This window comes from Klebsiella grimontii, from assembly GCF_042137965.1.
GTDB classification, from domain to species: domain Bacteria; phylum Pseudomonadota; class Gammaproteobacteria; order Enterobacterales; family Enterobacteriaceae; genus Klebsiella; species Klebsiella grimontii.
Genome location: NZ_CP169721.1, coordinates 2,795,155 through 2,821,436, shown reverse-complemented (window position 1 = coordinate 2,821,436; position 26,282 = coordinate 2,795,155). Strand labels below are relative to the sequence as shown.

The 26,282-nt window shown below is 54.4% G+C and carries 21 protein-coding genes and 2 pseudogenes; 10 read left to right on the top strand and 13 right to left on the bottom strand.

What is annotated here, in order from left to right; all coding sequences use genetic code 11:
* Positions 1-15: 15 nt before the first annotated feature.
* Positions 16-1,341 carry a glycoside hydrolase family 10 protein gene (locus ACE3MN_RS13325; protein WP_101868421.1) on the bottom strand — a complete coding sequence of 442 codons (1,326 nt, stop codon included), beginning with the start codon at positions 1,339-1,341 and terminating at the stop codon, positions 16-18.
* A gap of 272 nt (positions 1,342-1,613) precedes the next feature.
* Here ACE3MN_RS13325 and ACE3MN_RS13320 point away from each other — a divergent pair, with 272 nt between their 5' ends.
* On the top strand, positions 1,614-3,152 hold the full coding sequence (locus tag ACE3MN_RS13320) for a cyclic diguanylate phosphodiesterase (protein WP_082237161.1): 1,539 nt from the start codon (positions 1,614-1,616) through the stop codon (positions 3,150-3,152).
* Positions 3,153-3,272: 120 nt separating this feature from the next.
* The gene (gene nqrE, locus ACE3MN_RS13315; protein WP_032711060.1) at positions 3,273-3,884 is read left to right on the top strand and encodes an NADH:ubiquinone reductase (Na(+)-transporting) subunit E; all 612 of its coding nucleotides are present in this window, start codon (positions 3,273-3,275) and stop codon (positions 3,882-3,884) included.
* 104 nt (positions 3,885-3,988) lie between these two features.
* Here the strand turns inward: nqrE and ivy are convergent, their stop codons facing one another.
* Entirely contained in the window at positions 3,989-4,432 is a 444-nt protein-coding gene (gene ivy, locus ACE3MN_RS13310; RefSeq protein ID WP_102649810.1) for an Ivy family C-type lysozyme inhibitor, read from the bottom strand.
* Positions 4,433-4,511: 79 nt separating this feature from the next.
* The gene (locus ACE3MN_RS13305) at positions 4,512-4,673 is read right to left on the bottom strand and encodes a YqaE/Pmp3 family membrane protein (RefSeq protein ID WP_004120471.1); all 162 of its coding nucleotides are present in this window, start codon (positions 4,671-4,673) and stop codon (positions 4,512-4,514) included.
* A 317-nt stretch (positions 4,674-4,990) separates the two neighbouring features.
* Here ACE3MN_RS13305 and ACE3MN_RS13300 point away from each other — a divergent pair, with 317 nt between their 5' ends.
* Positions 4,991-5,221 carry a hypothetical protein gene (locus tag ACE3MN_RS13300; RefSeq protein WP_024358173.1) on the top strand — a complete coding sequence of 77 codons (231 nt, stop codon included), beginning with the start codon at positions 4,991-4,993 and terminating at the stop codon, positions 5,219-5,221.
* A gap of 50 nt (positions 5,222-5,271) precedes the next feature.
* On the opposite strand, the gene ACE3MN_RS13295 is transcribed toward ACE3MN_RS13300, so the two are convergent.
* The gene (locus tag ACE3MN_RS13295; RefSeq protein WP_024358172.1) at positions 5,272-6,156 is read right to left on the bottom strand and encodes an SDR family oxidoreductase; all 885 of its coding nucleotides are present in this window, start codon (positions 6,154-6,156) and stop codon (positions 5,272-5,274) included.
* A gap of 247 nt (positions 6,157-6,403) precedes the next feature.
* On the opposite strand from ACE3MN_RS13295, the gene treZ reads away from it, so the two are divergent.
* From treZ to glgX, 3 genes are read left to right on the top strand one after another with little or no spacing between them, the layout of a single operon-like run.
* Positions 6,404-8,191, top strand: coding sequence for a malto-oligosyltrehalose trehalohydrolase (gene treZ, locus ACE3MN_RS13290; protein WP_064410683.1), 1,788 nt, complete (start codon positions 6,404-6,406; stop codon positions 8,189-8,191).
* Complete coding sequence (gene treY, locus ACE3MN_RS13285; RefSeq protein ID WP_224250726.1) at positions 8,188-10,728, top strand: malto-oligosyltrehalose synthase; 2,541 nt, start codon at positions 8,188-8,190, stop codon at positions 10,726-10,728. The genes treZ and treY overlap by 4 nt, the downstream gene beginning before the upstream one ends.
* A gap of 2 nt (positions 10,729-10,730) precedes the next feature.
* Positions 10,731-12,806 carry a glycogen debranching protein GlgX gene (gene glgX / locus ACE3MN_RS13280; protein WP_049085290.1) on the top strand — a complete coding sequence of 692 codons (2,076 nt, stop codon included), beginning with the start codon at positions 10,731-10,733 and terminating at the stop codon, positions 12,804-12,806.
* Between the two features lie 43 nt (positions 12,807-12,849).
* Here the strand turns inward: glgX and lpdA are convergent, their stop codons facing one another.
* From lpdA to ACE3MN_RS13260, 4 genes are read right to left on the bottom strand one after another with little or no spacing between them, the layout of a single operon-like run.
* Positions 12,850-14,247 carry a dihydrolipoyl dehydrogenase gene (lpdA, locus tag ACE3MN_RS13275; protein ID WP_131930010.1) on the bottom strand — a complete coding sequence of 466 codons (1,398 nt, stop codon included), beginning with the start codon at positions 14,245-14,247 and terminating at the stop codon, positions 12,850-12,852.
* Positions 14,231-15,760, bottom strand: coding sequence for a 2-oxo acid dehydrogenase subunit E2 (locus tag ACE3MN_RS13270; RefSeq protein ID WP_024358167.1), 1,530 nt, complete (start codon positions 15,758-15,760; stop codon positions 14,231-14,233). Before ACE3MN_RS13270 ends, lpdA begins: the two co-directional genes overlap by 17 nt.
* Positions 15,761-15,763: 3 nt before the next feature.
* Positions 15,764-16,783: an alpha-ketoacid dehydrogenase subunit beta gene (locus ACE3MN_RS13265; protein ID WP_102649807.1), complete on the bottom strand. Its 1,020-nt coding sequence runs from the start codon at positions 16,781-16,783 to the stop codon at positions 15,764-15,766.
* A gap of 11 nt (positions 16,784-16,794) precedes the next feature.
* Positions 16,795-17,754: a thiamine pyrophosphate-dependent dehydrogenase E1 component subunit alpha gene (locus tag ACE3MN_RS13260; RefSeq protein WP_004137130.1), complete on the bottom strand. Its 960-nt coding sequence runs from the start codon at positions 17,752-17,754 to the stop codon at positions 16,795-16,797.
* Between the two features lie 246 nt (positions 17,755-18,000).
* On the opposite strand from ACE3MN_RS13260, the gene ACE3MN_RS13255 reads away from it, so the two are divergent.
* Entirely contained in the window at positions 18,001-20,754 is a 2,754-nt protein-coding gene (locus tag ACE3MN_RS13255) for a LuxR C-terminal-related transcriptional regulator (protein ID WP_102649806.1), read from the top strand.
* 353 nt (positions 20,755-21,107) lie between these two features.
* Positions 21,108-21,678 (top strand): annotated as a pseudogene (locus ACE3MN_RS13250) (ISNCY family transposase); the annotation flags it as partial.
* 120 nt (positions 21,679-21,798) lie between these two features.
* Here the strand turns inward: ACE3MN_RS13250 and ACE3MN_RS13245 are convergent.
* Positions 21,799-22,152 carry an ester cyclase gene (locus ACE3MN_RS13245; protein ID WP_049131245.1) on the bottom strand — a complete coding sequence of 118 codons (354 nt, stop codon included), beginning with the start codon at positions 22,150-22,152 and terminating at the stop codon, positions 21,799-21,801.
* A 76-nt stretch (positions 22,153-22,228) separates the two neighbouring features.
* Here ACE3MN_RS13245 and ACE3MN_RS13240 point away from each other — a divergent pair.
* Both ACE3MN_RS13240 and ACE3MN_RS13235 read left to right on the top strand, forming a co-directional pair.
* Positions 22,229-22,327, top strand: a pseudogene (locus ACE3MN_RS13240) (amino acid ABC transporter substrate-binding protein); the annotation flags it as partial.
* A 238-nt stretch (positions 22,328-22,565) separates the two neighbouring features.
* On the top strand, positions 22,566-23,024 hold the full coding sequence (locus ACE3MN_RS13235) for a TetR/AcrR family transcriptional regulator (RefSeq protein WP_077258689.1): 459 nt from the start codon (positions 22,566-22,568) through the stop codon (positions 23,022-23,024).
* Here ACE3MN_RS13235 and ACE3MN_RS13230 read toward each other — a convergent pair.
* Genes ACE3MN_RS13230 through glnH form a run of 4 tightly spaced genes read right to left on the bottom strand, consistent with a single transcriptional unit; the run spans position 23,003 to position 26,231 of the window.
* Positions 23,003-24,025 carry a C45 family autoproteolytic acyltransferase/hydolase gene (locus ACE3MN_RS13230; protein WP_004137043.1) on the bottom strand — a complete coding sequence of 341 codons (1,023 nt, stop codon included), beginning with the start codon at positions 24,023-24,025 and terminating at the stop codon, positions 23,003-23,005. The genes ACE3MN_RS13235 and ACE3MN_RS13230 overlap by 22 nt on opposite strands.
* Before the next feature lie 19 nt (positions 24,026-24,044).
* Entirely contained in the window at positions 24,045-24,767 is a 723-nt protein-coding gene (gene glnQ, locus ACE3MN_RS13225) for a glutamine ABC transporter ATP-binding protein GlnQ (RefSeq protein ID WP_024358159.1), read from the bottom strand.
* A 2-nt stretch (positions 24,768-24,769) separates the two neighbouring features.
* Positions 24,770-25,426 carry a glutamine ABC transporter permease GlnP gene (glnP, locus tag ACE3MN_RS13220; RefSeq protein ID WP_004137039.1) on the bottom strand — a complete coding sequence of 219 codons (657 nt, stop codon included), beginning with the start codon at positions 25,424-25,426 and terminating at the stop codon, positions 24,770-24,772.
* Between the two features lie 52 nt (positions 25,427-25,478).
* Positions 25,479-26,231 carry a glutamine ABC transporter substrate-binding protein GlnH gene (gene glnH / locus ACE3MN_RS13215; protein WP_024358158.1) on the bottom strand — a complete coding sequence of 251 codons (753 nt, stop codon included), beginning with the start codon at positions 26,229-26,231 and terminating at the stop codon, positions 25,479-25,481.
* Positions 26,232-26,282 lie beyond the last annotated feature (51 nt).

Below are 26,282 nucleotides of genomic sequence, written 5' to 3'. Positions count from 1 at the left end.
GGGCAGGTGTGGGAATCAACCTCCCCAGCGGCTTTTCAGGTAGTTAACGGCCTGCTGGGTTTGCGGCTGATTGAGGTAATTCTCTCTGAACAAAATCGTGCCCTGAATTTGCGGCATGGATTCATTCAGATCAAGCTGCTTTTTCAATTCCGGCACGCCGCCGTTAATCATCCAGTCGGGTTCGTTCTTCGACGGTTCGCCCACCTTGTACAGCGCCACGCCGATATAGAGGCGGGTATGGGTGGGTTTCACCACGTCAGCCCACCACTTTGCCAGCACGTCGTAGCGGGCCGCGTCGCGGGCGAAGGGCCAATAAATCTGCGGCGCGATATAGTCCAGCCATCCCTGCTGCACCCAGAGACGGGTATCGGCATAGGACTCATCGTAGGCCGCCGCGCCGCGGGTGTCGGAACCGGCCGGATCGTGGGAGCGGTTGCGCCAGACGCCTGCCGGACTGACGCCGAATTCAACCTCGGGGTTCAGCTGCTTGATGGTACGGGAAACCTGCTCGATCAGCAGTTGGGTATTATGCCGCCGCCAGTCCGCCTTCACGGCAAATCCCTGACCGTACTGCTGGAACGTCCGGCTGTCGTTCAGCGCCGATCCCGGCGATTCGGTGTAGAAATAGTCGTCGAACTGGACGCCGTCAACAGGATAATGTTCCACGACTTCCGCCACGATACTGGTTATCCAGTCGCGCACTTCCGGGATGCCCGGATCGAGCACGAAGCGATCGCCGGAGGTGCGTATCCACTCGGGGTGCAGAACGTATACGCTGGCGGGAACCTGCGATAGCGTACCGTTAAGCTCGGTGACGGTTTTCGGCCGGGTGTTGACCGAAACGCGATAGGGGTTAAACCAGGCATGAACGCGCATACCGCGCTTATGGGCCTCGTCCAGCATGAACTTAAGCGGATCGTAGCCCGGATCCTCGCCGATTTTTCCGGTCAGCATATCGGACCACGGCAAGATCTTCGATGGCCAGAGCGCTGTGCCATCCGGTTTCACCTGGAAGAAGACGGTGTTAATGCCGAGGCTCTTTAAATTATCCAGCTTGGCAGTCAGCGCCTGCTGCTGGAGGGCGATACGTCGGTCGGCCGTAATGCCGCCATTCACCGATTCCAGCGGCGGCCAGTCAAGGCGCGAAACGGTTGTCAGCCACACGCCGCGTACCGGCTCATGACTTTTGGGTAACGTCGGCTGCCTGGTCGCGGGCGGCATGGGTGTGACGAGAGAAACGGGCGGTTTGCTGCCGCAGTGGGCCAACAGCAGTGCAGCAGCTATTGCTACGGCGGATATTTTCACCTTGTTCAGGAGAAACTTACAGGAGCGGATCGTCATGATATTTGCCAGCTTTTCTGGTCAGCGCACAAAAGAGTCATTTTCATATTATTCGACTTTAAGTCAATAGTTTAGCTACGGGTGCAGCAGCAAAAGCACGCAAACCTCAGGCGAAGAAAACGACTCTCGCATCACGCAACGGTTTGCCATGATATATCATTGATATGCATTAAAACTTGATCGGTTCAGGGCGAGTATAAACAGGATTTATTAAAATTTGGTCAAACTATTGGCCGTCGGCCCGCTGCGGCGCGTCAAACTGGATTAGCACAATGAACGACTCCTTATCACGCCATCGTCTGTGGATATTCTTATTTTTAATTGCGGTGCTGAGCTTCGGTACAGGGCTTTGTTACTGGCAAATGCAAAAAAAAGTGGATAACGATATTCATGCGCGGCTTCAGCAGGCGATAGCCAGCCTTGATGTGACCGTTTCTCATGCGGAGCAGGCCGCTAATATGGCTGAACCGTTCTATGGGAAAAGCTGTAATGAGAATGTCCTGACGGAGCTACGCACGCTGGTGGCCACTATTCCCGATGTGCGCACGGTGAATTTAGGTAAGGATAATGAAATATACTGCACCTCGGTTTATGGCGGACGGAAATTTCAGTTCGATCGCCGCCAATATACGCATGGCGCTTTACGTCTGCTGAGCGGCAGTGAAATCACGCCGCTCCATCCATTGATGGTTTACAGCGAACAGGACGACCGGGGAAATACGATTCTGGTGGGCGTGGATGGCTATTATTTATACAACATTTTAAACGTTCTCGACGGCGACGCTCATCTGTATCTTCAGGTTGGCGACCGGGTAATGACCCATAAGGGGGAAGTGACAACGAGCCCGGGTATTCGCGTTCCCGTACGCATGGAATCAGAGCAGTTTCACTATTCGGTTATTGCCGACCGCCATTACGCGTCCGGCCCCGGCGCATTTATCCGTTATGAACAACACACCCTTATCGCCATTATTCTGGCCTCCCTGCTGCTGACATTTTTGTTCAGAAACTACCTCCGCTACCGGAATACGATTGAGTATCAGCTCAGGCAGGCTATCGAACTCAAACAGCTCAAACCCTATATTCAGCCGATTATCGGCAGCGACACCGGTCAGATCGTCGGCGGCGAAGTGCTGGTGCGCTGGGAGCATCCAAAACAGGGGTTTATTGCGCCGGATAAATTTATCTCCGTCGCCGAACAGACCGGTCTTATCAAAGAAGTGACGGCGATTTGCTTTGCTGAGGTGAGTCGCCAGCTCCGGCGACAGCAGTCCGTCATTCCCGCGGGGCTGTTTATCTGCTTTAACACCAGCTCGGTAAACTTTCAGGACGACGAAATTGTGACCCTGTGCCAGACGTTTACCCAACAGATGAAAGCGGCAAAAGTACGCCTTGTCCTGGAGATAACCGAGCGGGAGTCGATTGCAAATACCCTGCAGACGTCAGCGGTGACGGACCAACTCAGGCGTATTGGCGTGCAGTTTTCGCTGGATGATTTTGGTACCGGGTATGCAAACTACAGCTACATCCAGCAGTTTAATCCGGAGATTATTAAAATCGATAAAGTCTTTACCTTCAACATTGGGACCAATAACGCTTCAGCGCTGGTGGTGATGAATATGGTCAATCTGGCGAAAAAATTTCATTGCCAGATTATTGCCGAGGGCGTTGAGGATAAAGAGCAGCTTGAGATGCTCAAAAATATGGGCATTACCCTCTACCAGGGCTACTACTTTTCAAAACCGGTGCCGGTTGATGAATTTATTGAGATGCTTCCGCACACGTTTCTCCAGCGCAGAGAGGGCGAGTAAAGGCGGCTGTCCCGCCTTATCAAAACTCAGGAAATTAAAAGGTGATCGACTCGGCAAAACCGAGCCGTTATTGCCTGTTTCACCTGAAAGTTTGGCATGATTGAGAAACAACTCAACAACATGGAGGTTGTCTTGTTCGAATCTCACCTCAATATTTTTATCCGCGCGGTTTTTGTCGAGAATATGGCGCTTAATTTTTTCCTCGGCATGTGTACTTTTCTCGCTATCTCGAAAAAAATCGATGTCGCATTTCGTCTCGGCGTGACGGTAACAGCGCTGCTGGCGATAGCGACGCCGATAAACAACCTGATTTACAATCATCTGCTGAAAGAGAACGCCCTGATCGAAGGGGTCGATCTGAGCTTTCTCGATTTTATCACTTTTATCGGCGTTCTCGCGGCGCTGGTGCAGATCCTCGAGATGGTCATCGATAAATACTTTCATGCGTTAAACCACGCTTTAGGCCCGTTTCTGCCGTTATTAACCATTCACTGCGCCATTTTCGGCGCGACCATTTTTATGGTGCAGCGTGAATACAGCTTCTTTGAGTCACTCACTTACGGTACCGGGTGCGGTATTGGCTGGGCGCTGGCGATCGTGGCGCTGGCCGGCATACGCGAAAAGCTGAAATACGCCAACATGCCGAAGGGGTTGCGCGGGTTAGGCAGCGTATTTATTACCGCCGGGCTAATGTCGCTGGGGTTTATGTCATTCGCCGGCATCTCGTTGTAGCCGGAAAGGGACGTTATTCTGCCGTCCAGACCCCGGGTCAGAGCGGCAGAATGGGGATGACCGGATTACCGTTCCGGCCACAGGCGTCAATTTTTGGCTACGGGCTACTGCTGAAAGTTAAATGCGTCGGGATGGTTTTCCAGGCTGCCGCTCAGGGCGGCAAAGAGCACCGTTTTACCATCGATGGAAAGATCGTCGCTAACGTTAAGCCAGGTCAGTTTCTCCTGGGCGGTTTTTTCATCAACGGTAGAGAAAAGCCCGGTCATCTGTCTGGACTTTTCAGACCACAGCACGGCGAAGCGTTCCGTCGCGCAATCGTGGGGTTTACAGACGCTGAGTACCTGATAAGTCTCTGCGCCAAGCTTCACCGTTCTGGCAGGCGAGGCGGTTCCGCCCGTCTTTACCCAGGCGGGCAGAGGGTGACCTTTTACCATTTTACTAAAGGCTGCCGGTTCCTTTTTGACCAGACTGTCCAGCGTCATATCGTCTTGCGCCATGGCATTGGTTGCTGCAGCCAGCAAAACGATAGCGGTTAATTGTTTAAGCATGGTATTGCTCCTGCGAACTTTCTGCTTCCGTTTAATGTCCGGGGATAAGCCGGCGAGTCAAACTGTAAGATATTTCTGATTAGGTGTTTTTGGTTTGAACCCAAAACGCGTGAATAAGCCCTGGAATATAACCGAGGATGGTTAAAATAATATTGAGAATGAAGGCCCAGCCAAACCCTTTACCCAGCAGCACGCCGAGTGGCGGTAGAATAATCGTCAACACAATTCGCCAAAAACCCATAATATCTCCCTGCTTAGTGAGTTAGCTCATGGTTATTTTAGCGGTTACGTCTGGTTTTGCAAATTTTAACTTTTTGAATAATAAGACTGCTAATATTACCAGCGCCTTGATACTACATATTTAATAAAGAGAAAAGTCGCAATTCACCTTTTTGACATATATAAGATTATTCTACGATATCGCTACATCAGCCGCGCTGACAGAACAAGAGCGTTCCAGCGTAAACATGTTTAAACGTCAATAAGGTATGCAGGTAACGAGGCGGGAAGTGCGCTACACTCGCAGGCAGTTTTATCCAATCGTAAAATGGCGGCGGCATGGGCAACATCATCCTGTATAAAGTTATCGTCATCATGGTCATTGTCTGGTGGGGCTGGAGCCTACTGAGAAGTAAGCAGAAAAAGCAGAGCCTCGAGCCCGCCATTGCGCAGGCGAATGCCAGAGAGCGTTATCAGTGGCGTTATTTCAGGTGGGGCTGGAGAGGTGTGCAAATCGTCTGCGGTTTTTATTTGCTGATAACCCTCATCCAGTTCCTTTTACGCTACTAGCGTTCGTCGCTGCGGCGCGCGAATAGAGCGCGCCACAGCGACGATCTCTCTTATGCTACCCCGGTGCCGCCATCAGAGCACCAGACCTGGCCAGAAGCGTAGGAGCACGCGTCGGAAGCCAGGAGTACGTAAAGGGGCGCTATCTCAACCGGCTGTCCCGGTCTGCCGAGCGGCGTATCCTCGCCAAACTGCTGAACCTTCTCCTGCGGCTGGCCGCCGCTTGACTGCAGAGGCGTCCAGTACGGGCCCGGCGCCACGGCATTAACGCGGATACCGCGCGGACCCAGCTGCTTTGCCAGCGATTTCGTAAACGCAACATTGCAGGCTTTGGTCTGGGCGTAATCCAGCAGGATCTCGCTGGGTTTAAACGCCTGGACGGAAGAGGTGTTGATGATAGCCGCGCCCTCAGACAGATGGCGAAGCGCGGCTTTGGTTATCCAGAATGGCGCATAAACGTTGGTTTTAAAGGTCGCGTCAAAGGCGGCGGTACTCAACTCTTCGATGGATTCGCAATATTGCTGCCTGCCGGCGTTGTTAACCACAATATCCAGCCCGCCAAGCTCCGCGACCGCCTTTTCGACCAGGGTATCGCAAAATGATTCAACCCGAATATCGCCGGGAATGGCGACGGCTTTTCTGCCCTCGGCCTGTATCAGCGCGATAACGGCAGCCGCGTCGGATTCCTCCTCCGGCAGGTAGCCGATCGCGACATCCGCGCCTTCGCGCGCGAAGGCGATAGCAACTGCCCGGCCAATACCCGAATCACCGCCGGTAATCAGCGCTTTTTTCCCCACAAGCTTCCCGGAACCGATGTAGCTGGTTTCGCCGTGGTCGGGAAGGGGCTTCATTTCCGATGCCAGCCCCGGGGGTTGCTGCGGCTGCTCGACAAACGGCGGAAGTGGATAGTGTAGCGTTGAATTATTTCCTGTTGTCATACCGGCCTCCTTAATAAATGAAATTTAAGATTAGTCAATTATTGCGCATGGGGGATAAAAGAAAGGTAAACCAGGAATAATTAACTGCTTAAAACCAGGAATTATTTACCTGACTTTTCAGCCTATATGTATTACAGCCAAGGTCTTTATAAATAACAGACCCAACGCCGCCAGCACACTTGGCTCATCCTGGTCTAATCTTATATTTCATGCCGCGTTATCTGAATAAGTCGCCTGAGGACATTGAATGGAATCCATATCGTTTCACAAGCATTGGGGGGCGGAGTTTATTGCCGCTGATACTGTCCGTTTTCGCGTCTGGGCAGAAGGTCAAAAGACAATGACGCTGAGCCTGAAGACGCGGGATATTCCGATGGAAGCCGCGGGTGGGGGCTGGTTCCAGATTGACGTCCCTGGCGTAAAGCATGGCGATGAATATATGCTCCTTTTAGCCGATGGCAGGCGTATTCCCGATCCGGCCACGCGCGCGCAGCGCGATGATGTTAACGGTCCCTCGGTAGTTATCGACCCCAGGCTTTTTCAGCCGGTTAACCGCGTCTGGAAAGGGCGGCCATGGGAAGAAACCGTCATCTATGAACTCCATCCGGGCACCTTTACGCCAGAAGGCACCTTTCTGGCCGCCATCGATAAGCTGCCTTATCTGGCAGAGCTGGGGATCACCCAGGTCGAGATTATGCCCGTTGCCCAGTTTGGCGGTTCCCGCGGCTGGGGTTATGACGGCGTATTACTTTACGCACCGCACGCCGCGTACGGCTCGCCGGGGGATTTTCACGCCTTTATTGACGCCGCCCACGGGTTAGGGCTTTCGGTGGTTCTCGATATCGTTCTCAACCATTTTGGCCCGGAAGGCAACTATCTCTCTTTGCTGTCGCCGGGCTTTTTTCATCAAAACCGAATGACCCCCTGGGGTAACGCTATCGCCTATGAAACCGAGGCTGTGCGGCAGTATATTACCGAGGCGCCGCTGTTCTGGCTTACCGAGTACCATCTTGATGGGCTGCGCTTTGATGCCATCGATCAGATTGAAGATCGCTCCGCCAGGCATGTGCTGATAGAGATCGCCGAAAATATCCGCAAAGCCATCCCCGACCGCCATATCCACCTCACCACCGAAGACAGCCGGAACGTCATTTTCCTCCATCCGCGCGATGAGGATGGACAAACCCCGCTGTTTACCGCCGAGTGGAATGATGATTTTCATAACGCCGCCCACGTTTTCGCCACCGGCGAGACGCACGCCTATTATCAGGATTTTGCGCATCAGCCTGCCAGTAAGTTCGCAAGGGCGCTGGCCGAGGGATTTGTCTACCAGGGTGAGCTTTCTGCGCAAACCGGGAAGCCCCGCGGCGTGGCCTGCGCCGCTCAGCCGCCGCAGTTTTTTGTCGACTTTATTCAGAATCACGATCAGACCGGAAACCGTGCGCAGGGGGAAAGGTTGATCTCCCTTGCCGGCGCCGGGAAAACGCGCGTTTTGCTCGCCGCTTTGCTTCTGTCGCCGCATATTCCTTTGCTGTTTATGGGAGAGGAGTTCGGCGAGAGCAATCCCTTTTTGTTCTTTACCGATTTTCAGGGTTCCCTCGCGAAGGCGGTGCGGGAAGGACGGGCAAAAGAGTTTGCCGGACACGCGGGGCACGACGAATCCGTCCCGGACCCGAACGATCCCCTGACCTTTATTCGTTCTAAGCTCGACTGGCAGAAGGCGGCAAGCGAGGAGGGGAAATCCTGGCTGCGCTTCACGCGCAACCTCATCTTGCTGCGCCATCGCTATATCGTCCCGCTGCTGGCGGCAGGGGGCGGCGTCGAGGGCAAGATCCTGCACACGGAGCCGCAGGCGCTGGCGGTGAGCTGGCAATTTGCCGGCGGGACGCTCTCTGTGGCGCTGAATATCGGCGAGGAACCGCTTGCGATGCCGGAAATACCTGGCGAGGTCATTTTTAGCTGGCCGGAACAGCAGGAGGCGTTAACGCCAGACAGTATTGTTGTCCGTTTTGCACATGGAGAAGCCTCAGTATGATCCCTTCCGCGACTTATCGCATTCAGTTCCGTAACGGCATGACCTTCGATCGCGCGGCGGCGCTGGCCCCCTATCTTCAGGGGCTCGGTATCAGCCATCTTTACGCCTCGCCGATATTTACGGCGACCACCGGCTCCACCCATGGCTATGATATTACCGATCCTAACGAGATCGACCCGGCCATCGGGGGCCGCGAAGGGTTTGATCGGATGGTGAAGGCGCTGCGAAACGCGCAAATTGGCCTGATCCTGGATATTGTGCCTAACCATATGGCGACCTCGCTGGAGAATCGCTGGTGGCGGGACGTTATCGAGCAGGGCAAGAACAGCCGCTGGGCGAATTATTTCGATATTGACTGGACGCGTCCCGTTACGCTGCCGTTTCTGGGGGATACCTTTGAGGCGGAACTGGAGAGCGGGGCGCTCGAACTGAAACGCGACCCTGCAACCGGGAAACCGGCGTTCATCTATTATGACCAGGTCTGGCCCCTGAATCCTCAAACCCTGGCGACAGGTGAGCAACGACTAACATACCCGGATCGCGACGCCATTCTGGCGCTGCACGAGGCGCAAAGCTGGCGCCTTATGTCCTGGCGGGAAGCGCCCAGGCAGCTCTCCTGGCGGCGTTTTTTTGAAATTACCGGCCTGATTGGCGTCAGGGTTGAAGACCCGGCGGTGTTTGACGACACCCATCGACTTATCCTTGAACTGGTGCATTCCGGCATCGTCGATGGTCTGCGTATTGACCATATCGATGGCCTTGCCGACCCGCTGGGGTATCTGCAGCGCCTGCGCCAGGCCACCGGGCCAGAGTGCTACATTACGGTGGAAAAAATCCTCGCGAAGGGCGAACAGCTGCCCGCAGACTGGCCGGTGTCCGGCACCACAGGGTATGAGTTTATCGCTTCGCTGGCGGAAGTGCTGGTGGATGACAATAACCTCGACCAGCTGCAGCAGGTGCATGACGACGCGCTCGGCGGAATGGTGGATCGCCACAAAGCGCTGCGCGAGGCGAAAGGCCTGATGGCGGATCGCAATTTTGAGGGTGAATTTACCACTTTATTGAAGCTGGCCCGCGAACTGGCGCAGCGTAACGGCATGGCGGTCGAGAGTGACGCGCTGCGCCACGCCCTGCGCGAACTGCTGCTGGCCTTCCCGGTCTATCGTACCTACGGCACCGCCGAAGGGCTGACCGCAGGCGATATTACGCTGTTAAACCGGGTGGTTGACCAGGTGAACGCCGAAGAAAACCGACCCGATGCCAACGCGCTTAACGTCATTATCGCTATCCTGACCGGCAATCTGCAGGCGAGCAGCCTCGACATCGCTTCACTCTTCAGGACCCGTTTTCAGCAGCTCACCGGGCCGTTAATGGCGAAATCGGTCGAGGATACGCTGTTCTTTCGTCATAACCTCGACCTGGCGCTGAATGAAGTTGGGGCCGATCCTACGCCTCGCGCCTTCTCATTGTCTCGCTTTCATCAGGAGATGCGCATCCGTCTTGCGCGCCAGCCCGATGCGCTGCTGGGGACGTCGACGCACGATACGAAACGCGGGGAAGATGCGCGGGCCCGGCTTTACACCTTAACGGAAGCCCCGCAGCTGTGGGCGGAAAACCTTGCGCGCTGGCGTCAGATGAATCAAACCCATGTGCGTTTTTTGAACGACGGCACGGCGCCGAACGCGGCGGATACGTGGATGATCTATCAGGCGCTGGCGGGCGCGTGGCCTGCAACGCTGCTGCCGGACGATGCCGAAGGGCTGAAATCGCTCGAAACGCGTTTTCTCGCTTTTATGGAAAAAGCGCTGCGCGAGGCCAAGCAGAGAACCGACTGGATCGACAGCAATGAAAGCTATGAGAGCGTGGTGCTTAATTATGTGCAGCAGCTATTTTCTGCGGATAATTCGCGCTTTCTCAACGATTTTCACATTGCCTTGCAGCCCTTTATCCGTGCCGGACTGGTAAACAGCCTCAGCCAGACGGTGATAAAACTGACTGCGCCCGGCGTGCCGGACATTTATCAGGGGAGCGAGGCGCTGAACTTCAGTCTTGTCGATCCGGATAACCGACGTGAACCCGATTTCGCCGTCCTTGCGCAAAACCTTCATACCGGGAATGCGGACCTGTTCACCCGCGAACCCGCCTGGCGAGACGGGCGCCTGAAACAGTACGTTACCGCTTCTTTTCTCCGATTAAGACAGCGGCATTCAGCGCTCTTCCATTATGGTGACTGGGTACCATTAAAAGTCTCCGGGGAGAGGGAAGATAATCTTATTGCCTACGCGCGCATCAGCGGAGAGGAGGCCCTGATCGTGGTGGTGCCTCGCCTGGCGTTTGACGTTGCGGCGCACGGATTGGCGGAATCTTCCGCAAGGCTATGGGGCAATACTGTGGTAACCATACCAGACGATCTGGCCGGGAAACGTTTTCGCGATGTGTTTAGCGGCGAGAGCCGTCTGGTGGAAACGTCGCTCGAACTGGCGTCAACATCCGGGTGGTTGTTGACGCTTATTAGCGCTGAGCTACGGGGAGAATAACGATGCGCAAGGAAAAAGCTTTTGCAATACGGCCCGGCGACAGCCAGCAGTTGGGGGCTCATTTTGACGGAAAAGGCGTTAACTTCGCGCTCTTCTCCGCGCACGCTGAACGGGTTGAGCTGTGCCTGTTTGATCCTTCGGGGAAAAAGGAAATAGCCCGGCTGGAACTGCCGGAATATACGCACGAAATCTGGCACGGCTACGTGCCCGATCTTCAGCCTGGGGCGTTATACGGTTATCGCGTCTACGGCCCTTACGATCCGGAAAACGGGCATCGTTTTAATCCGCATAAATTGCTTATCGACCCCTACGCGCGGGAGCTGGCAGGCGATATCGCGTGGAACGACGCCCATTTTGGCTATGAGCTGGGGCATGAGGAGAAAGACCTCAGCTTTGATACCCGCGATAGCGCGCCTTTTACGCCGAAATGCAAGGTTGTCGACCCGGATGCGTGCGACTGGCAGGGGGAAAATCGCCCCGACATTCGCTGGCCGAATACGGTGATTTACGAAACGCATGTGAAAGGGTTTACCCAGCTTAATCCGGCGCTCCCCCCCGAGCTGCGCGGCACATTCGAGGGGCTTGGGCATCAGGCCTCCGTCGAGTATATCAAAAGCCTCGGCATCACTTCCGTTGAGCTGCTGCCCGTACATTGGTTTCCCGACGACCAGCATCTGCTTGACCGTGGACTAAAAAACTTCTGGGGTTACAATACGCTGGGCTTCTTCGCCCCCGCGTCCCGTTACTACGGGCCCGCGGGTATTGCCGGGTTCCGCAATATGGTGCGCGCTTTTCATGACGCCGGTATTGAGGTGATCCTTGACGTGGTTTACAACCATACCGCTGAAGGGAATGAGCTGGGCCCGACGCTCTCATTTAAGGGCATCGATAATTTCTCCTATTACCGGACGATGCCGGATCGGCATCGCTATTACATCAATGATACCGGGACGGGAAATACGGTGAATACGTCCCATCCCCGGGTGCTGCAGATGGTGATGGATTCGCTACGCTACTGGGCTCAGTCCATGCACGTTGACGGCTTTCGTTTTGATCTTGGAACCATTCTCGGCCGTGAACCAGAGGGGTTCGATCCGCGAGGCGGTTTTTTTGACGCCATTACCCAGGATCCCGTGCTGGCAAAACTTAAACTGATCGGCGAGCCCTGGGATATCGGCCCCGGCGGCTATCAGGTTGGCGGTTTTCCGCCGGGCTGGGGAGAGTGGAACGACAAATACCGCGATACGGTGCGGGAATACTGGAAGGGGGATAACGTGTCTACCGATTTTGCCGCCCGTTTGCTGGGGTCGGGGGATCTGTACGATTTACGCGGCCGTCGTCCGTGGGCCAGCGTCAATTTTATTACCGCTCATGACGGCTTCACGTTAAACGATCTGGTTTCGTATAACGAGAAACATAATGAAGCCAACGGTGAGGATAATAACGACGGGCACAATGATAACCGTTCCTGCAATTATGGCGAGGAAGGGCCGACAGAAAATCAGGCTATCGTCGCGGTCCGTGAACGCCAGAAGCGTAACTTCCTCACCACGCTATTTTTCTCCCACGGCACCCCGATGCTGCTGGCCGGGGACGAATTTGGCCGTACGCAGCAGGGAAATAATAATGGCTACTGTCAGGACAGCGAGATTTCATGGATCAACTGGGAAGCGCTGTCCGAAGATGACCACGCATTACGCCATTTCACCCAGCGCCTGATCGCGCTGCGCGCGCAACAACCGCTTTTACGCCGTGAAAGCTGGCGCGATGGGCTCGAGATACGCTGGTTTAACGCCGGCGGCGGTTTGCAGCAATCTGAGCAGTGGGATGAAGGGTCAACGTTAGGCCTTGCCATCAGTCGACCCGATCTCGAAGAGGAGGAGGGGATCTGGCACGACGTTCTGATGCTGTTCAATCCGTTTGAGGGCGATGTTGCGTTCCAGATACCGCAGTTCGGCGAAGGCGGCTGGGTTCTTGAGCTGTCGACCGCTGAAGTGAAAAGTGACGGCGTCACCATTACGGAAGCGATTGATTTTGTTCTGGCCGGGCGCAGCATTGCGCTATTCAGACGGCCTTAGCGTACAGGTAAACCCGGCGTTGAATGCCGGGTTTATATTGTCATTATTGATGCAGCGGCTGACCGCTGGCGGCAAGGATGGATTCATGCATGGCTTCAGAAAGCGTTGGATGAGCAAAGATCATCGATAAGAGACTCTCATCTGTAGCCTCCAGATGATGCGCGATACCAAAACCCTGGATCTGTTCAGTGACCTGCTCACCAACCATATGCGCGCCCAGTAATTCGCCGGTTTCGGCGTCGAAAATAGTCTTTACAAAACCCTCCGTCTCACCGCTGGCCAGCGCCTTACCATTCCCCTGATATGCGAACTTACCGACCTTGATTGGCCGTCCCGTCTCGCGAGCCTTCGCCTCTGTCAAGCCCAGGCTGGCAACCTGTGGCCGGGCATAGGTACAACCGGGCACATAGTCGCAGTTAAGAGGGCGTACGCCTTCGACGCCAGCCAGCGTCTCGACGCAGATCACGCCTTCGTGGCTGGCTTTGTGCGCCAGACACGGCGGGCCAGCCACATCGCCGATAGCATAGAGGCCAAATACGTTGGTTCGGCAAGCTGCATCCGTCTTGATAAACCCGCGGTCCAACTCAACTCCTAGCGCTTCCAGCCCCAGGCCTTCCACATTAGGCTGCACGCCCGCTGCCAACAGCACACGTTCGACTTCCAGTGTCTGTTCGGCGCCGGTGGTTTTCAAGGCGCAGCGCACGCCCGTATCGGTGCGCTTTACCTGCGTCAGCAGCGTTTGGCTATGGACGTGTATACCGCGTCGTTCGAACGATTTACGCACGGTAGCGGATACTTCGGCGTCTTCAACGGGCAGAATCTGCGCGGCTTGTTCGACCAGCGTTACGTTGCTGCCAAGATCGTTATAAAGGCTGGCGAACTCCACTCCGATGGCCCCTGAACCGATGATTAATAGAGACTCCGGTAAGCGCTCAGGCTGCAGGGCCTCGAAATAGGTCCAGATTCGCTCGCCATCTGGCTCGACTCCTGGCAACGCTCGCGGCCGGGCGCCAGTCGCAAGGATCACATGATCAGCGCGATAGTCTCGCTCTTCCCCCTGGGGATCGGCGACCGTGACTTGCCCCTTACCGCACAGCCGGGCGGTGCCGGCTATGACCGTCACGCCATTTTTCTTCAACAGGTACTCGACACCTCCGGTCAGCTGTTGCGACACGGCGCGGCTAAACTGCACCAGTTTCTGCAGATCGAAACTCACCTCGCTGAGACTAAAACCCAGCCGATCGGCATGCGCAATAGTGTGCGCCACCTCTGCGCCATGCAGCAGCGCCTTGGTTGGAATGCATCCCCAGTTCAGGCAGATGCCCCCTAAATGCTGCTTTTCCACCAATGCGGTACGAAGCCCTAGCTGGCCGGCACGAATGGCGGCGACATACCCCCCAGGCCCGCCACCTATTATCAGTACATCATATTTGTCGTGCATAGCTCGTCTCCCCGATAAACAACAGCGTCGGTGTTTCAACCAGCCGCTTGAGCGCCTGGAGAAACGCCGCGCCTGACGCCCCATCGATGACCCGGTGATCGCAGGACAGCGATACGGTCAGTTGATGGCGGACGACGATCTGTCCGTCGCGAACTACCGCTCGGGGCTCGCCTGCGCCAATCGCAAGGATCGCGCCCTGGGGTGGGTTTATGATGGCGTCAAACTGCCGTACTCCGAGCATGCCCAGGTTTGACACGCTAAAGGTGCCGCCCTGGAACTCTTCGGGCTTGAGCATGCCCGCCCGGGCTTTGGTTATCAGAGAATGAACTTCGTTTGATATGTCGCTTATCGACCTGCTGTTGGCCGAACGTACGATAGGGGTAATTAACCCATCCGGCAGCGCAACGGCCACGGAAATGTCGGCATCGGCAAAACGGCGGATGCTCTGGGTCGCCTCATCAAACTGTATGTTGACGTCCGGCACGGCTATCAGCGCCATGGCGCAGGCCTTAACCAGCATATCGTTAACCGAAATCTTGACGCCGGGTACTTCGCTGTTGATTTCCTTACGCAATGCTAAGAGTCGGTCCAGGTCGAGATCGACGGTCAAACGGAAATGGGGTGCATGTTGCTTGGACATTTGCAAACGGCCAGCGATCGCTCGCCGCATACTGGACATCGGCAACGTCTCAAAGGCTGTCGCTGACGTGGCTTGTGGAGCCCCGGCCTGGGGTAGCCCATCAAGCAGCAAAGCGGCCGCCAGCACATCATCGCGACTCACCCGTCCAAGTGAACCGCTTTTGCGGCAGTCGTGCAGGTTGATCCCCAGTTTGTTGGCCAGACGGCGCGCCAACGGGGTTGCCGAGACCTGGCTATCATCGGTATGCGATCGCGGCGCTTTGCCGGAACGCACTGGCGGCGGCGGAGAGGCGACGCGGCCGCCTGCGGCAACGATCGCGCTCTCCAGGTCAGCCACGGAGATACGCTCGCCGCGCCCGCTACCGTGGACCTTTTTCAAGTCAACGCCCAACCGCGCAGACAGCCGTAACGCATGGGGAGTGGCATTCACCTGAGTCGGATCGGTTTTGCCTTGCAGGCTGATGGGTACCTCGGTCTGCCCAATGGATGCCGCAGGCTTATTGGCGGGGGCCGGTACAAAGGAGGGCGCCGCGGTCGCTACAGCAGGCTCGGTAGTCTGCGTGACAGGAGCTGCTGGCTGCGCCGCGGCTAGACTGGCAGCGAAGGCATCCAGTTCAGCATCGCTTACCGCAGAGTCAGCGACCAGCGCCAAAACAGCGCCGACCGGGAGGGTATCTCCCACTCGGGCGATTATCCGCCGTAGCGTACCGGCGAAGGGGGCCTCCAGAACATTGACGATTTTGCTGGTCTCAATTTCACAGATTTCCTGCCCTTTGGCGAAGCGGTCACCCTCCTGGATGGCCCACCGCGCGAGCACGCCTTCCTCCATTGAAAGACCCCACTTCGGCATTTCAAGTGTCCTGATATCGCTCATAGCTTAATCCTCCAGCACTTGACGGACGGCAGCTTCGATACGTTCAACGCCAGGGATCCAGAGTTTTTCGAGAGCAGGGGAGAACGGTACCGGGGTGTGTGGTGGTGTCACCAGAACAATAGGCGCTTTGAGGAAATGGAATGCCTGGGAAGCAATCAGCGCGGCGACATCATGAGCAAAGCCAAAACGCGCGGCTGACTCGTCGACAATGACCACGCGGCCCGTAGAAGCCACGGATTCCAGAATACCTTCTTCGTCCAGAGGCGAGATTGTACGTGGATCGACCACCTCCACCGAGATCCCCTCCCTGGCCAGTTTGTCGGCGACCTGGTTTGCTTTATGTACCATTGCCGACAACGCGATGATGGTGACATCCTCACCTTCACGGGTATAGTTGGCGACGCCCAGGGGAATGGTATAAATCTCGTCAGGTACCTCGCCCTTGAGGTCATAAAGCATTTTATGCTCGCAGAACACCACCGGATCGTCGTCGCGTATCGACTGGATCAGCAGCCCTTTGACATCATAAGGCGTCGATGGCACGACCACCTTGAGCCCCGGTGTGGTAGCAAAAATATTATAGGGTGACTGCGAATGCTGGGCTGCGGCAGAAAAACCAGCGCCGATCATGCCCCGCATCACCAGCGGTGCCTTAGCCTTGCCGCCAAACATATAGCGGAACTTTGCTGCCTGGTTGTACAGCGCATCATGGCTAACACCGAAAAAATCCATAAACATCAGCTCCGCCACCGGCCGCAGACCCGTTGCTGCGGCGCCGGCAGCCATGCCGACGATCGCCGACTCCGTAATGGGGGTGTCGATCACCCGCTCGGAGCCGAACTGCGTCCACAGCCCTTTAGTGACTCCGAGCACACCGCCAAAAGCCTCTATCCTTGCTTCTTCGGGCGCATTTCCGCCGTGACCGCCACGCAAGTCTTCACCAATCAGAACGACGCGTTCGTCGTGCTCCATTTCCTGGGCCAGGGCTTCCTTGACCGCTTCTCGATAGGTTTTTATAGGCATTGTTATCACCCTCAGTATGAGACGTAAACGTCTGTAAGCAGGTCTTCCGGTGCCGGGTAGGCAGCAGCGCGGGCTTTGAATACAGCATCATCGACAAGTGCTTCAACCTCCGCGTCGATCGCCGCCAGTTCCTCAAGGGAGATGTGTTGTTTGACCCTGGCGGTGAAAATCTTCAGCGGATCATGTTGTTCGCGCAGACGTTGAACTTCGCCCTCAGCACGGTAAAGCGCCGGATCGCCCTCAAAGTGACCGTGCCAGCGGAAAGCTTTGGCCTCAATCACGCTTGGGCCTCCACCTTCTCGGGCGCGCTTGACTGCCTCTGCGGTGGCATCGTAAACGGCAAAGAAATCGGTGCCATCAACCGTCACTGCCGGTAAACCGAAGCCCGCGGCGCGCCCAGCGATATCACGACCACCGACGGCGTAGTCATGGCCCGTTCCTTCGCCATAACCGTTGTTCTCGAAAATAAAGATGGCAGGGAGTTGCAGCACGACTGCCATGTTGATGGCTTCAAATACCAGGCCCTGGTTAGAACCGCCGTCACCGGTAAAAGAGACCCCAACGTTACCGGTCTTAAGGGTTTTGGCCGTCAGCGCAGCGCCGATGGCTAACGGAGGGGCGCCACCCACGATAGCGTTCGCACCCAGCATACCTTTCGACAGATCGGCAATATGCATAGAGCCCCCCTTGCCCCGGCATAATCCGCTGTCCTTACCGAATATTTCAGCCATCATGCCGTGAATATCGCAGCCTTTGGCAATACAGTGGCCATGTCCACGGTGCGTGGACCCAATGAAATCAGCGTTAGTCAGATTTTCGCAGACCCCCACCGCAATGGCTTCCTCACCGGTATAAAGGTGAATGAAGCCTGGAATATCACCGCTGGTGTTTTCCTGATGCAAACGCTCCTCAAACGTCCGGATTTCGCGCATCTTACGGTAAGCCTGGAGTAAAGCCTGTTTGTTAAGCATCACTTAATTCTCCTCAGTAAAGGTCGTCAGGCGGGCAGGCTGGAAGCCCCTTAACCACGCCGATGCAATGAATCTACGAGTGCGACGAGGAGGTGCGAAGCCACCTTCATGGGGGGGTAGGAGGGGGTTTACATGCTTGAGGTCAAACTTTATAAATTTTATGTATCTATCGAGAGGGGCGGTTCCATGTCGTCCCGGGCTCTGGCGTACAATTGATAAAAAAAGAATACGGGTAGATAACCACGGATGAAGCCATCGGATGTTAAAAGTCGTCAGGCAACTTCACTGGTCTCCGGAGCACTGCGGCTGACCAGAGATTTGCCGCTAATCCTGACCAAATTCGTCCCGCCACGCTCTTCGATTCGGCTGCTACAGCGCTCACGGCTTCTTTTACTCCTCGATCGCATGCAGCAACGCCGTCTGGGCGTGGTTTGCGCGGGCGCTGGATTTGGCAAAACCACGCTGTTGGCGCAGTGGTATCAGCACATGATTGCCCAGGGCGAACGCGTTGCCTGGCTTAGCCTCGATGATGAGGATGATGGCGTATGGCAGTTCATTCCTTATCTGCTGCAAGCATTGCGGCCGCTCTATGGCGATTGGGACGCCGACTTTTGGCGCAACATAGAAGAACAGACGCCCTCCAGCTCGCAACAGCTGCTGGCCGGGTTGATTAACCAACTGCATTACTGTCCGCACGATCTGTATTTGATCGTTGATGACTTCCATATGATTAATGATGCCGGCGTATATGAAGCCCTGGGATATTTGCTCAAGCATGCTCCTGCCGCCTTGCATCTGATCATTGGCAGCCGTTTCCACCCCAGTTTGTCCCTGAGCCTGCTTCAGGCGCAGGACCAATTGGTGGAGATCTACGATCGAGACCTGCAATTCACGCTCGAAGAAACCAGAAACTATTTCAGCCAGACGATTGACGTACCACTCAGTAATCAGCATGTACAGCGGCTGCTTTCCGCGACAGAGGGGTGGATCGCCGGCATGAAAATCGCTTCGTTGTCCCCAGAATTGCTCAATGATCCAGAACATCTGCTGCGCAATATCCGTGGTGGAACCCGCGCCATCGCCCGTTATCTGAAAGAGGTGGTACTTGACCCATTGCCAGCGGAAGTTTTTGATTTTCTTGTCAAAACATCGTTTCTTAATCGTTTAAATGCCGGGTTATGTAATAGGGTTACTGGGCGTGATGATAGTGAAGCGATACTGGCATGGATTGAGCGGCACAATCTTTTTTTGTCAGCCCTGGACGAACAAGGCTGCTGGTTTCGCTACCATCCTCTTTTGCAGGAAACCCTGCGAACGATATTGCAGCAGAACAACGATATCAACCTCAAGCATTTACATGAATTAGCCAGTCATTGGTTTGTTGAACAGAGATTGTGGTCCGAGGCGGTACGCCACGCACTTGCAGCGGGCAAGCCGATCCATAACCCCGGGCAGGATGGCGCGGGCGCGCAGTCACTGGCGGAAGAAGGGGATATAGACACCCTGGTTTCCTGGATGCGTCACTTACCTGCGAGTACTGACCCTTCGCGCATTGACCTGCAAATCAATCTGGCCTGGGCGCTGGCGCACTATTTCCGCTTCGATGAATCGAGGCAGTTGCTGGATAATCTTGACCAAATGGTCGTTAATCATCGTGATGATATAGCCCCCAACGCCTGGCTCAAATTACGTGTCGTGCGCGCAATTTGCGAAGCTTTTGCCGAGAAAATCCCGGAAAGCCTGGCGATTGTGGAGCCGTTGCTGGCTAAAGTGCCCTGCGGAGACACATGGGTCGATGGTCTCATTTGCAATATTCTGAGCTACTGCCACGTGGTTAATCAGCGCTATACCGACGCTCTTGAGGTTCAGCGGCATATGCCTTGCCCGGAAAGTCCATTAGACAATCTGTTTGTCTCGGTTTATCGCGCTTTTATCATTGCTCAGTGCCATCTTGGTCAGGGGGACCTGGAGAACGCCTGGGGGCATGCAGAGAATGCCTTGCGCCAGGCTGAGCGTTATACCGGCCCCCAGTCGACCAGCGGCGCGACGCTTGCGCCGCTGCTGGCGGAAATGGCTTACGAGCGTAAGAACCTGGACTCCTTAAATACGCTGTTAGCAGATAGACTCGAATTCATCGATCGGTTTGGTCCGCCCGACGCCCTAAGTCGCTGCTATACCTATCTTGCGCGTCAGGCCTTGAATGACGATATGCCGCATGAGGCAGAACGGCTGCTGGAACACGCGCAGCGACTTGCGGTGTCTCGCGGATGGCAACGGCCGCAGGCTTTATTGTTAGCAGAGCAGGCGAGGGTGCGCCTGCAGCGCGCGAATTATCCAGGCGCAGAGCAGCTGCAACGGCAACTTGAACAACTGGCGGCCCGTGCCACAATTGATGCCGAAAATCCTTGTCAACGCGCAATAGCTCAGTATGCAATCGTCAGCCGCAGCCGCCTTCTTCTGGCGTCAGGCCAGGCCCCACAAGCCAGCCTTTTACTGGGTGAACTCGTGACTGAGCAGGAGCGTCGGGGCGACCGGCTATCCGCAGCGCGTCTTCGTACGCTATGGTCATTATCCTTGTGGAATAGTGGCGAAAACGCGGCTGCCGTGGCTGCATTGCAGCCCGCCCAGCAATTAGCGGCACAACAGCATCTCAAACGAATTTTTCTTGATGCTGGCGAGACATTGCAGCCTCTGCTTGTCCGTGTACGCGAAACCTCGGCAGCCAGCGAAGGGGATGCTCTTTGGCCCGGCAAAGGAAGCCAGTCTGAAGGCAAGCGGATTCAGCGTGAAAATCTTGATGTTAACCTGGATCTCAGTGAGCGAGAGCAGCAGATATTGCAGCTCATTGCTGACGGTCAGATGAACAAAGAAATCGCTCGCTCCTTGACTATCTCTACTGAGACGGTGAAATGGCACATCAAGAACATCTACGCCAAGCTCAAAGTCAGTAGTCGTACGCAAGCCATGAGTCGGGCTCTGGAAATGAAGTTACTGGATTAACCCAGACTCTCAAAAAAGTGCGTGGAACTAAGACGGGCATACTTTCACAGGGAGCAACAAAATTTGTGATGCGTTATTGCACGGTGCTGATCCGAGTGAAACTGCGCGTGATGGGAGGGGCTATATCCAGGCGTTGCGGCGGCAGGTGGATGACAAGATGGTGTTAGTTCTTTAGAGACTGGAATGATTTGAATAATCCCGGTTCGGTGGGCGATATGGGTACTGGGGCGAATTGTGGCAACACGGCCTCCCAAATTCAATTTAACATAATATACATTATGCGCACCAAGATAGAGGAAGCAAGATTACGCGATTTTGATCAGAACTCAGTTAACCATCCCGGGATTCTGCTCATGGCCCATTCAGCGCAGTTTTTTACTTTGGATGAAATTAACCCATGTTGTCGACCGGCACCTGACAACGCAGATGGCCGCGCAGCGCCTGGGTATCTTCGCTCGTCAGTGCCGACGTCTTCTGTCGCGTTACCGCGAATCTGGCCCGCCTGGTATGGCTGACCGCCGTCGAGGGAACCCCAGCAATAACCAACTGCCTGATGGTCTTGCACATTACATCCGAGATCGCCATACCGACTTTGTGCCGACGCTTACATGCGTGAAACTCGCAGAACTGCACGATGTTCACCTGTCCCAAGAAACTGTCCGTTCACTCATTGTCAAAGCCGGTCTCTGTATCCCTCGCAAACAACGTGCGCCGAAAATTCAGCAGCCACGCTATCGTCTTGCCTGTTGTGGCGAGTTGATCCAGATTGGTGGCTGCGCCCATCACTGGTTCGAGAACCGTGCACCCGCCTGTATCGCACTGGTCTACGTCGACAACGCGACGAGCCACCTGATGCAGCTTCGATTTGTAAAATCGGAATCGACATTCACCTATTTTGAGGCCATCCGGGGCTACCTGGAAAAGCAGTATCACATTATACGATGGCGTAAAGATTCCACAGATTGGTTAAGGGAAGTTATTATGCTTCCCTTAATGCACACTTTAAGCAATTTGCAAACTACTCATAAAAAGTATATATGAATTTTATTCAATAGGTAAATTGTGCAGTTTTAAGAAAGATAGCTTATCCCAATAGCCTCTTTGAAATATAATTTTATTATTTACTATTTGAAAAAAACCGCAACCTCTTAAACCTGATGGGGCACGCCACTCTAAAATTGTCCATTGTCCATCTTCGAAAATGTTTTCAACGATACAAACCATTTCTGGAATAGAAAAATCTTGTTCAAACATTTTCTTTATAGCCTCTTTCCCAATAACTGGCTCATTGGCTACCTGATGGTTTATTGCATTATCATCATATAATTCTGAAATAATTTCTACATCTGCATTATTAAATGCGTCAACCCATTGGCAAAGTATTTCTTTTGGCGTCATATAAATTACCTCCAGACCTGTAAATAATTCTTTTCCATAGCATAACATCAAAATCCTATCAAGCTAAAAATTTATTGGCACGCTCGATGCCATGTTCCTCGACTACGAAGCGGCCAAAGATTATGCAACCCGCTTCAGGCTGGTCACGGCGGCGAATATCCCTTCTTTCGACGCGCTATTGACCATGCTGGCTTCCCTGCTCTACCTACGAACGCCTCTCGGAAATCGTTCAGGGAACAATCGCAGATGTAAGAAACCGCCACGCCATGATAGTAACGTTCACCGTCCTGTGTAAAACCCAGTCATTGCATCTGGCCATGACTGTGTAGTAAATTTGGCTGTTGATTAGGTGCAGAGCAATGATAGAGCGTTTTCTGCGACACGATAATTTTACGCACTATGAAGGTTAAATTTTGAAAGCATCAAATTTTTCGGAATTAATAAAGATAGCCGCTCTGCAGCTTTTTAGAGAAAAAGGATTCAACAATGTCTCCACCCGCGATCTTACACAAAAGCTTAATATTTCCAGGAGCCACATCTATCATTATTATAGTAACTGGGAAACATTAAAAAAATCGGCCATAAAATATATGTTTGATAATGACATCGAGGAATGTCATGCAACATTTAAGGCCTCGGAAAGTATGTCCGCGAGAGTATGCATCGGCGCGCACGAGGCAGATGAGAAACGGCGATGGCCCGAATCGTATAGAGACGCAAACCTGAATACTCCGGACACCGCGCTTCAGGACATCGCTCAAGACGCCGATAGCGGGCAGTATCCGGACGGTACTATTGAACGCCGGGGCAACGGTACTACCCTGCCCTTTATGACTGACGACCGGCTATCTCACCCACGCACTTCTCCCTGAAATTTAACATCGTCGCGGTTAATGTCGAAAATTTGCCACCTGACGTGGTTGGCATCGAGGGTGAAGACTGCCGTGGCGAGGGTGTTCTCCTCATCCGGATCGTCGGCAGCCAGCCGGTAAATTGGCAGTTTGGCGTCATGGGTATCTGAGAGAATGGCTTTTGCCGCCGCGGCGTCAAACGGAGGTTGTGTTTCCCGCCACTGCACGAGGCGTAACTGCCGCGACGCTGAGCTGTCGGTAACGATCTGCTCAACGCCAGCCAGTGCCGCATGCACCAGATGGTTGGCATGCCCGGTTACCGTCGTCAGGGGTAGAACGGAACAGCCTTGACCGGTGGCCTCAACGCTGAACAGCCGCGCATCGCCCAGTTGCCCGAGCGTATGGTGAAACGCCCCGGATCGCGGCTGGCCGGTAAGTATAGTGATTGCCTCGTCGAGGGTGTTCGCATTCAGAGAGGCGCGAGCCAGGATCTGACGCGGTAATCCCTGCGGACGATGCACTGCACGGATGTTATTCACCGTGTTAACGATACCTTTTTCATTCACCGCAAAGGTGTGGCCGCAAATCGACCCCGGATAGGCAAAACTCGTAAAGCTCAGTCCGCGACTCGGAGTAATGGTAGCCAGCAAGCATTCATCCCGTAACTGAGGAAAACCGTCTTCATTGTGCGCGATAATCCGCTCGCCTGCGGCGTTTACCCCGGCCACCGTCGTACAGCCATCCGACGTTGAGCGCACCAGATCGCCACGGCAGTTCCAGGCAAAGACCTGATCAACAGTGGCCTCCAGCCCCTGCGCCAACCCCTCCAACTCCTGCCAGATGTGCGGGTAATGCCGCTGCACCTCGGCGCGCATTAACCGGGTCTCAGGGGATGCCTGCAGGGCCATCACCGTTTGCCACAATGACGTGAGCCTCAGTTTCTGATGCCATGCTTCACGGCCAAGCTCGCCAAGGCGCAGGCCAATCTCAAACGGGGAACCACTGATGTCGATTTTCTTCATGTGATGGATTCACTTATGTTCAGGAAACGTGCTGTAAAAATTCTTTCAGGCGCGGATTGCTACTGGCATTCAGCAGGATATCAGGTGGGCCATCTTCAGCAATGGTTCCACCATCGATAAAAATCAATCGAGAGGCCACATCGCGTGCAAAGCCAATCTCGTGCGTCACTATAATCATGGTCATCCCTTCATCCGCCAGTGAACGCATCACTTTTAATACTTCATGGCGCAACTCCGGATCGAGCGCAGAGGTTGGCTCATCAAACAGCATCATTTTCGGTTTCACCGCCAGCGCGCGGGCGATAGCCACGCGCTGCTGCTGGCCGCCAGAAAGCTCCGACGGATAGTGCTCGGCCCGTTCGCGTAGGCCGACACGTTCCAGCAGCGCCAGCGCCTGTTCGCGGGCTGCCGCTTGACTCATTTTGCGTACGCGAATAGGCCCAAACATCACATTTTCCAGCGCCGTCAGATGCGGAAACAGATGAAATTGCTGGAATACCATCCCCGCTTCGCGGCGGATTTCGCACTCGTTGACGTGGGGATCGGTCAAGTGCATCCCGGCAACCAGCAAGGTGCCGGAGGAGATCGCTTCCAGCTTGTTGATACAACGCAGCAGCGTCGATTTACCTGAACCTGAAGGACCGATAATCACGACCACTTCACCGGCATCAATTTTCAGATTGATATCGTGCAGCACCTGGGTGGTGCCGAAATGTTTAGCGACCGCGCTAAATTCAACCATGCTCATAAAATATGGATCCTTTTCTCCAGTTGCTTCAGCAGGAAGCTCAGGCACAGGGTGACGGCAAGATAAATCAGGGCAACCGCTGTCCAGACCTCAAGGGCACGGAAGTTCCCGGCGATGATCTCCTGCCCCTGGCGCGTTAATTCCGCGACGCCGATAACAATGAACAGCGAGGTGTCTTTAATGCTGATAATCCACTGGTTGCCCAACGCCGGGATCATGCGGCGCAGGGCCAGCGGCATAATCACGTGCCATAGCGTTGCGCGCTGCGATAATCCCATCGCCAGACTGGCTTCTTTAAATCCTCTATTGATGGACAAAATTGCGCCGCGCGTAATTTCCGCAATATACGCGCCGGAGTTAATAATAATGGTGACCATCGCGGCCGTGATGGGGTCGATACGAACAGGCAGAATCATTGGCAAGGCAAAATAGATAAACATCACCTGTACCATAATTGGCGTACCGCGAATAAGTTCGACAAAAATTAATGATAACGTTTTCGCGATGCCGCCTCCCAGTGCACGACAAACTCCCGCCAGCAGACCGATGATAAAGCCGCCCGCCAAACCGACCATAGAGATCAATATTGTCAGCTGCAGCCCCTGTAATAATAGCGGCAGCGATTCCCATATATATTTCGTTTCGAAATTCATAATGCGGTCTATTACTCTCGGTTCTGGCCGGGGCTACCCGGCCCGGCGGGGGTTATTTAGGTTGCTTGTTAAACCATTTGAAATAAATCTTGTCGTAGGTGCCATCCGCGCGTAATGCGTTTAACGCGGCATCGACCTTCGGCGTCAGGCTGCTGTTTTTCTGCAGGGCAAAACCGTATTTCTGCGGCAGAATGCTGTCCGTTTCCCCGGTCGATTTTACCTTACCGCCACCTGCGGTTTTCACATAGTAGAGCACGTTTGGGGAGTCGTGAACGACCGCGTCCAGGTTGCCGGCCTGCAGGTCGAGATAGGCGTTATCAATATTAGGGAATTCGACATAGTTGGCTTTATATTTGGATTTCATAAAACTGGCCGCGGCGGTGCCCTGCTTCAGCCCCACTTTTTTACCGGCCAGCTCGCTGAATTTGGTGATGGAATCATCACCACTTTTCACCGCCATTAAGAGATCCGCATCGTAGTAACCGTCGCTGAAATCAACGACCTGTTTGCGGGCATCGGTAATGGTGATCCCGGCCATTGCCACATCTAAATTACGCGACTGCAGCCCAGGAATTAAACCGCTGAAATCCATAGGACGTAATTCGTAACTGACATTCATTTTCTTCGCAATGGCTTGCCATAAATCGATATCAAAACCAACATATTTATTGCCTTGCTTAAATTCAAAGGGTACGAAGGCGGTATCCACACCGACTAATATTTTATCTTGTGCCATGACGGCAAAACTCGCCGAACAGGCAACCAGTGCCAGGGTAATCTTTAATTTTTTCAATAATGCAGACATAATAATCCTCAGCGTAATTAAGACAGCAGACAGAAGTTTTCGCGCAATACC

Bases quoted from the DNA above. Each gene is read 5' to 3' on its own strand.
- ACE3MN_RS13325 (WP_101868421.1), bottom strand. From the start codon at position 1,341: ATGACGATCCGCTCCTGTAAGTTTCTCCTGAACAAGGTGAAAATATCC.
- ACE3MN_RS13320 (WP_082237161.1), top strand. From the start codon at position 1,614: ATGAACGACTCCTTATCACGCCATCGTCTGTGGATATTCTTATTTTTA.
- nqrE (WP_032711060.1), top strand. From the start codon at position 3,273: ATGGAGGTTGTCTTGTTCGAATCTCACCTCAATATTTTTATCCGCGCG.
- ivy (WP_102649810.1), bottom strand. From the start codon at position 4,432: ATGCTTAAACAATTAACCGCTATCGTTTTGCTGGCTGCAGCAACCAAT.
- ACE3MN_RS13305 (WP_004120471.1), bottom strand. From the start codon at position 4,673: ATGGGTTTTTGGCGAATTGTGTTGACGATTATTCTACCGCCACTCGGC.
- ACE3MN_RS13300 (WP_024358173.1), top strand. From the start codon at position 4,991: ATGGGCAACATCATCCTGTATAAAGTTATCGTCATCATGGTCATTGTC.
- ACE3MN_RS13295 (WP_024358172.1), bottom strand. From the start codon at position 6,156: ATGACAACAGGAAATAATTCAACGCTACACTATCCACTTCCGCCGTTT.
- treZ (WP_064410683.1), top strand. From the start codon at position 6,404: ATGGAATCCATATCGTTTCACAAGCATTGGGGGGCGGAGTTTATTGCC.
- treY (WP_224250726.1), top strand. From the start codon at position 8,188: ATGATCCCTTCCGCGACTTATCGCATTCAGTTCCGTAACGGCATGACC.
- glgX (WP_049085290.1), top strand. From the start codon at position 10,731: ATGCGCAAGGAAAAAGCTTTTGCAATACGGCCCGGCGACAGCCAGCAG.
- lpdA (WP_131930010.1), bottom strand. From the start codon at position 14,247: ATGCACGACAAATATGATGTACTGATAATAGGTGGCGGGCCTGGGGGG.
- ACE3MN_RS13270 (WP_024358167.1), bottom strand. From the start codon at position 15,760: ATGAGCGATATCAGGACACTTGAAATGCCGAAGTGGGGTCTTTCAATG.
- ACE3MN_RS13265 (WP_102649807.1), bottom strand. From the start codon at position 16,783: ATGCCTATAAAAACCTATCGAGAAGCGGTCAAGGAAGCCCTGGCCCAG.
- ACE3MN_RS13260 (WP_004137130.1), bottom strand. From the start codon at position 17,754: ATGCTTAACAAACAGGCTTTACTCCAGGCTTACCGTAAGATGCGCGAA.
- ACE3MN_RS13255 (WP_102649806.1), top strand. From the start codon at position 18,001: ATGAAGCCATCGGATGTTAAAAGTCGTCAGGCAACTTCACTGGTCTCC.
- ACE3MN_RS13245 (WP_049131245.1), bottom strand. From the start codon at position 22,152: ATGACGCCAAAAGAAATACTTTGCCAATGGGTTGACGCATTTAATAAT.
- ACE3MN_RS13230 (WP_004137043.1), bottom strand. From the start codon at position 24,025: ATGAAGAAAATCGACATCAGTGGTTCCCCGTTTGAGATTGGCCTGCGC.
- glnQ (WP_024358159.1), bottom strand. From the start codon at position 24,767: ATGGTTGAATTTAGCGCGGTCGCTAAACATTTCGGCACCACCCAGGTG.
- glnP (WP_004137039.1), bottom strand. From the start codon at position 25,426: ATGAATTTCGAAACGAAATATATATGGGAATCGCTGCCGCTATTATTA.
- glnH (WP_024358158.1), bottom strand. From the start codon at position 26,231: ATGTCTGCATTATTGAAAAAATTAAAGATTACCCTGGCACTGGTTGCC.